This window comes from Testudinibacter sp. 'clade 2', from assembly GCF_006227735.1.
Classification (GTDB): domain Bacteria; phylum Pseudomonadota; class Gammaproteobacteria; order Enterobacterales; family Pasteurellaceae; genus Chelonobacter.
Map to the genome: position 1 here is coordinate 1 of NZ_VDHB01000180.1, position 6,181 is coordinate 6,181.

At 43.8% G+C, this 6,181-nt stretch carries 6 protein-coding genes; 2 read left to right on the top strand and 4 right to left on the bottom strand.

The genetic code is table 11. The annotated features are described in order from the left end of the window. Nucleotides 1-334: 334 nt before the first annotated feature. Both pilW and rlmN read right to left on the bottom strand, forming a co-directional pair. Complete coding sequence (gene pilW, locus FHQ30_RS12125) at nucleotides 335-904, bottom strand: type IV pilus biogenesis/stability protein PilW (protein WP_132967524.1); 570 nt, start codon at nucleotides 902-904, stop codon at nucleotides 335-337. A 37-nt stretch (nucleotides 905-941) separates the two neighbouring features. After that, on the bottom strand, nucleotides 942-2,069 hold the full coding sequence (gene rlmN, locus FHQ30_RS12130) for a dual-specificity RNA methyltransferase RlmN (protein WP_139611854.1): 1,128 nt from the start codon (nucleotides 2,067-2,069) through the stop codon (nucleotides 942-944). A 319-nt stretch (nucleotides 2,070-2,388) separates the two neighbouring features. On the opposite strand from rlmN, the gene htpX reads away from it, so the two are divergent. Together htpX and FHQ30_RS12140 are read left to right on the top strand one after the other, a co-directional pair. Beyond that, complete coding sequence (htpX, locus tag FHQ30_RS12135; protein WP_139611853.1) at nucleotides 2,389-3,243, top strand: protease HtpX; 855 nt, start codon at nucleotides 2,389-2,391, stop codon at nucleotides 3,241-3,243. A 100-nt stretch (nucleotides 3,244-3,343) separates the two neighbouring features. Further along, a complete protein-coding gene (locus FHQ30_RS12140; RefSeq protein WP_139611852.1) occupies nucleotides 3,344-3,880 on the top strand; it encodes an elongation factor P hydroxylase in 537 nt (178 codons plus the stop codon). Between the two features lie 120 nt (nucleotides 3,881-4,000). Here the strand turns inward: FHQ30_RS12140 and tnpA are convergent, their stop codons facing one another. Together tnpA and FHQ30_RS12150 are read right to left on the bottom strand one after the other, a co-directional pair. After that, complete coding sequence (gene tnpA / locus FHQ30_RS12145) at nucleotides 4,001-4,465, bottom strand: IS200/IS605 family transposase (RefSeq protein WP_139625179.1); 465 nt, start codon at nucleotides 4,463-4,465, stop codon at nucleotides 4,001-4,003. A gap of 192 nt (nucleotides 4,466-4,657) precedes the next feature. Continuing rightward, nucleotides 4,658-6,079 carry a cytochrome-c peroxidase gene (locus tag FHQ30_RS12150; protein WP_139611855.1) on the bottom strand — a complete coding sequence of 474 codons (1,422 nt, stop codon included), beginning with the start codon at nucleotides 6,077-6,079 and terminating at the stop codon, nucleotides 4,658-4,660. Between the last annotated feature and the right edge of the window lie 102 nt (nucleotides 6,080-6,181).

Below are 6,181 nucleotides of genomic sequence, written 5' to 3' on the forward strand. Positions count from 1 at the left end.
ATTTAGTCATTCTAAACCAACGGCTTTTAACGCCATAGTGGCAAAAAAATAGTGGCAAAAAATAGTTGTGAAAAGCCGTGGCGAAAAAACGTCATAGTCCTGCGGATTGTGTTTAAAATTAGCACACTCGTCGTTGTAACCCTCATCAATAGTCCCGCTATTGATTTCGGCTTACGCCTAGATTGTGCTAATTTTAAACGACAACTCAAAATATAAACAAACATCAACAAACCCTAACATAAAATAAAGTTCAGGCGCAAAGTTTAAAATTCTCCCTTTGCTTTTGCAACAGTTAATCATCAATCTGCCACATTAATCCGCCAAATCAAGCAATTTATTTCAAAATACGCTGCAACTGCTCTGCTTGTTGCTGATCAATTTTCGCCAGTTTTTGCAATGCGATGTTTTTTCGTGTTTGATCGTGGGCTTGATGGGCACAAAGTGCGGTATTTTCATAGGTTTGTGCCAAACGGTAATAATCCGGGCTGGCAAGTGCGGTTTCAAAATGGCTAAAGGCATCGTTAAACCGACCTTGTTGACATAAAAATGCGCCATAATTGTTGTGAGCATCACCCTGCTTGGAATCTTTTTGCAGCGCAATTTGATAGTAGTTTTCTGCTTGACTGAGATTGCCGATTAGCTGATAGTAATGTGCCGACACCAGATACGGCAAATAGTAATCAGGACTGTGTTGCAGCGCCTTGTCCAAGCTCTGTTTTGCCGCTTCATACTGATGCTGTTGCAAATAGCCCAACGCAACCTGCACCCGCGCATATGCCGCCCGCTGACTTTCGCTGTTTTGCGGCGGTGTGGCACAGCCGCTCAATACGCAACTGAATAAAAGTGCGGTCATCAGGGATAAAAATGTTATTTTCTTCGCTACATTTTGTTTAAAACCGCTCATGTTTTCTCCCTTGATGATTGTTTTTGATGATAGTCGGCTAAGCCTGTTTAATTGAAATCGCCTCGCCAAACGCTTTTTTATTCATTGCCTGCTTCATTGTGCGCTTAGTGCGGTCAATCACCTCGCCCGCCAATTGTCCGCATGCCGCATCAATATCATCACCACGGGTTTTGCGCACAATTACGGTTAAACCATATTCCATCAGCACTTTTTGGAAACGGTCAATCCGAGTGTTGGAGCTCTTGTTATAGGGCGCTTCCGGAAACGGATTCCACGGAATCAAATTCACTTTACACGGAATATTTTCCAGCACCTTCGCCAATTGATGCGCATGTTCCGTGCCGTCATTGACGTGATCGAGCATCACATATTCAATCGTCACTTTGCCGTGGTTAGCTTTTGAACCGGCTAAATAACGACTGACCGAATCCATCAGCATTTTTATATTGTATTTTTTGTTAATCGGCACAATTTCATCGCGCAATTCATCATTCGGTGCGTGCAACGACACCGCCAACGCCACGTCGATCATTTCCGGTAATTTATCCAATGCCGGCACCACACCGGAAGTGGACAACGTTACACGACGTTTGGATAAGCCGTAGCCGAAATCGTCCAGCATAATTTCCATTGCCGGAATCACATTGCTGACATTCAACAACGGTTCGCCCATGCCCATCATCACCACATTGGTAATCGGGCGTTCACCGGTCACGCCAAAATTTCCAATAATTTTAGAGGCACGCCACACCTGACCAATAATTTCCGACACGGTCAAATTGCGGTTGAAGCCCTGTTGTGCCGTGGAACAAAAAGTACATGCCAAAGCACAACCGACTTGCGACGAGACGCATAACGTCGCACGATCATTCTCCGGAATATACACCGTTTCAACCTGTTGATCACCAACCTGCATCGCCCATTTGATGGTGCCGTCGGCGGAGCGCTGTTCTTCCGATACCTCCGGTGCTTTAATTTCAGCAACCGCTTTTAATTTCTCACGCAACACTTTGTTAATATTGGTCATATTATCAAAGTTATCTTCGCCGAAGTGGTAAATCCACTTCATCAGTTGATCGGCACGGAACGGTTTTTCGCCCAAATTTTGTAAGAATTCACGCAATGCTTTGCGATTTAGATCCAGTAAATTAGTTTTGTTTGTCATGATGATTCACGCCTCGTTATTACACATTACGGCTCGTCGGCAGGATACCGAAAAGGTGCTATTTAAGAAGTCGGCGATTTTACTGGCTTCATGCAAATTAATCTAGTTTTTTTAGGCGAATTTTGCTAGCAACCGCTCTTTTTTTCTCGATCCGGATCGCAAAACTGAATCGCCATCGTATGGTTGATTAAAAAGATGGTGTTCAACCATAAATTCGCTTAAACTTTCGGCTAAGCCTTGAAATTAACATTTTGATAACCATTTTAGTTTAGTGTTAAGATCTGTTGATGTTTGTTTATCCTATAGGAGTGTTTTGATTATGATGCGAATTATTCTGTTCTTGTTGACCAACATGGCAGTGTTGTTTGTTTTTAATATTATTTTGACCCTGACCGGCATTCAAGCGCAAGATGCCACTGGATTATTAATTCTTGCTGCCCTGTTTGGCTTTGGCGGCTCCTTGGTTTCGCTGTTTATGTCAAAATCGATGGCAAAAAGAGCGGTCGGCGCACAAGTGATCACCCAACCACGCAACGAACAAGAACAATGGCTGCTCTACACCGTGCAAGCGCAGGCGCGCAAAGCGGGTTTACCGATGCCGGAAGTGGCGATTTATCACTCAGCCGATGTGAATGCGTTTGCAACCGGTGCCAGTAAAAAGAATTCATTGGTTGCGGTCAGCACCGGTTTATTGAATAGCATGACCCGTGACGAAGCAGAAGCCGTACTGGCGCATGAGGTCAGCCATATCGCCAACGGCGACATGGTTACGATGACGCTGTTACAAGGCGTGCTGAATACCTTCGTCATTTTTGTATCGCGCATGATCGCCAAAGTGGTTGCCAGCAACCGTGACGGACAAACCAGCAGTGGTATGTATTTTATGGTGGCGATGGTGTTGGAAGTGGTATTTGGTTTTCTTGCCAGTATTATTGCGATGTGGTTCTCCCGTTACCGTGAATTTCATGCCGACGCCGGTTCAGCCGAATTAGTCGGCAAACAAAAAATGATTGCGGCCTTAAAACGCTTACAAAGCCTGCATGAACCGCAACAACTGGAAGGCGAATTGGCGGCATTTGCGATTAACGGTAAACGTGGCGGTTCTTTAGCTTCGCTGTTTATGAGCCACCCTCCGCTGGAAAAACGGATTGAAGCGCTGCAAAAACTGAATTAAGATAACCGCACTTTGTGCATACTTATTGATTGAGGGGCTGATTTCAGCCCCTTTTTTGCTGCTTTAACTTTCACTTTTTAGCGATATTTGGACATTAATCATGGAACATGACTACCACGATCTGATCAACATCTTCAACCGCTGTTTTTATGCCGACTATAATACAAAACTAGAAAAAGGCGGTGACGAACCGATTTATCTGCCCGCCGATGCAAACCGCACTTACCACTCCATTCAATTTGCCCACGGTTACTACAGCAGTGCTCTGCATGAAATTGCCCACTGGTTGGTTGCCGGACGCAATCGTTGGCATTTGGAGGATTTTGGATATTGGTACGAACCGGACGGCAGAAGCGAACAACAACAACGTCTGTTTGAGCAAGTCGAAGTGAAACCACAAGCGATTGAATGGATTCTTTCCACGGCTGCCGGCAAACGTTTTTTCGCCAGTGCCGACAACCTCAACGGAGAAGCCGGCGACAGCCGACCGTTTAAACGTGCGGTTTACGCTCAAGTTTGCCATTATGCCGAAAACGGGTTGCCAAAGCGCGCTGAAACCCTACGCCAAGCATTGTGTCAATTTTACGGCACTGAAAACCGAATTGATTTATCCTACTTTGATCCGGATAAAATCTAAACAAATAACAATCCGCACGTGAAACGTGCGGTTTTTCGGCTACCCTATAAGGGCCTAGTACTTCACATGCCCCTCAAGGGGCATGTGAAAAGACTGACAACTGTACAATAACTCTGTGGCTTACCCCTTAAAGGGGTCCACATATTCTTTCTTCGATAAATTATCTTGAATCATGTCTTCTTTTTCCTGGTTCCTGATATATTCCTCTACAACTTTTGTATTTAAACCCACTGTACTTACATAATAACCCTTTGCCCAAAAATGCCGGTTTCCATACTTATATTTTAGGTTTGCATGTCTTTCAAAAATCATGAGCGACGATTTCCCTTTTAAATATCCCATAAAACTTGACACTGCCAGCTTTGGCGGAATTTTTAATAGCATATGGATATGATCTTTCATCGCATGAGCTTCTATTATTTCCACATTTTTGTAATGGCATAGCTGCCTTAATATGCTCCCTATATCCATTCGTAATTTCCCATAAATCGCTTTTCGTCTGAATTTTGGGATAAAGACTATGTGATACTTACAGTTCCATCTTGTGTGTGATAGACTTGAATCGTCATTGGATTTACTTGCCATTGGCATATCCTCCTATATGTTGAAGTTTGGTTGTCAGCCTTGTTCATTATATCGGAGGATTTTTTCTTTTCACCGCTTAAGCTCTTTGATTCCATACGCATAGCGTATGGTTTTTATAGGCAGCCTTCGTCTGCCTATAATAAAGGCGGGGATAAACCCGCCTTATTTGCTGATAAATGACATCGTCACCTGTTACTGTTTTTCGTTGACTTTTTCGTTGGTTAAAGTCTTGCCGTTCAATTCACCGGTTAAACTGTGCAAGAAATCAACCATATCACTGACATCTTGCTGTGGCAATGTTACCCCGCTTTGATATTTCAGCATCATTTCCACCGCTTGTTGCAGGTTCTCGGCTTTGGCATCATGGAAATATGGGCCGGTTAACGCAATATTTCTCAAGCTAGGTACTTTAAAACGATGTTTATCGCGCGGATCCTGAGTTTGAGAGAAACGACCATTATCATCTGCCGTCAGCGGTGTGCCGCGATCGGCAAAATAATTGGCTTTAGTGCCCATCAATTCATAAGAGTTTCCGCCCATGTTGACCCCACTGTGGCAAGTATCACATTTATACTGTTGGAACAGCGTATAGCCGTGCTGCTGAGCGGCAGTCAGTGCACTTACATCGCCTTTCAAATAGCGGTCAAACGCACTGTTTGGCGTAATCAAGGTTTTTTCAAACTCAGCGATCGCATTGGTAATGTTGTCGCCACTGAAACCATCAGGATAGACTTGTAAAAATGCCGCTTTCAGTTCAGTATCTTGCTCTAATTTAGCAATAATTTCTGCCCAATCTTTTGAGCCCATTTCGACCGGATTAAATGGAGGGCCACCGGCTTGATCTGCCAGCGTTGCAGCCCGACCGTCCCAGAACTGCACAAAGTTAAAGGCAGCGTTATACACTGTCGGCGCATTGATGCCGCCTTTTTGACCATGAATCCCGGTGGATGTTGCCAGATTATCCACCCCACCACTGTTTAAACCATGGCAACTTGCACAAGACACCGTGCCATCGCCTGAAAGTGCGGTGCTGTGGAATAACAGATTTCCCAAAGCGACTTTAGCAGGATCGGTTTTCAAACTATCTGGAATCGGTTGAATAAAGCGATCTGCTGAAACGCCCTGGGTATTGCTCGGTAACAAATGATCTTTACGCTGTTGGCGAATCCAGTCCAATAACACTTTCTGTTCTTCTGCATTCAATGACGAACCCCAGTGCAGATGCACAAACGATTTAGTCGGCATTTCATCATTAATCACTACCCTCTCCAATTTAGCCAGTGCGGTGGCGGAAATTTGCTGCGGATTATCCAGATGATCGACAATTTCACTCAACAGAAAATGATCCAGTGCTTTGTTGATATCGTTTTGCATCACACTATTAATCACCGGTAGATTAATATAGAAAGGCACTTCAGCATTTGGGCTATGGCAATATTGACATTGGTTATCATATAACACTCTTTCTACTAATTTTGCAGCAGGATCTTTAACCGCACTTTGTGCCAGCAGCTTCTCTTTTTGTTGATTATCGAAATGATTGATATATGCCACTGTTGCCAAAAAGCCAGCAACACCAAGACCAACGAGCGATAAGACCAGTTTTTTCTTCATAAAATAGCACTCCTCACAGGGTAAAATAATGAAACTACAACTTAGGAGGTAGTTTCTCCTATTTACGCTCTGGTTTTATTGATTAATATCAATAGATTTAAT

Excerpts from the sequence above, each read along its gene's own strand:
- rlmN (WP_139611854.1), bottom strand. The coding sequence starts at position 2,069 with ATGACAAACAAAACTAATTTACTGGATCTAAATCGCAAAGCATTGCGT.
- FHQ30_RS12140 (WP_139611852.1), top strand. The coding sequence starts at position 3,344 with ATGGAACATGACTACCACGATCTGATCAACATCTTCAACCGCTGTTTT.
- tnpA (WP_139625179.1), bottom strand. The coding sequence starts at position 4,465 with ATGGCAAGTAAATCCAATGACGATTCAAGTCTATCACACACAAGATGG.
- pilW (WP_132967524.1), bottom strand. The coding sequence starts at position 904 with ATGAGCGGTTTTAAACAAAATGTAGCGAAGAAAATAACATTTTTATCC.
- FHQ30_RS12150 (WP_139611855.1), bottom strand. The coding sequence starts at position 6,079 with ATGAAGAAAAAACTGGTCTTATCGCTCGTTGGTCTTGGTGTTGCTGGC.
- htpX (WP_139611853.1), top strand. The coding sequence starts at position 2,389 with ATGATGCGAATTATTCTGTTCTTGTTGACCAACATGGCAGTGTTGTTT.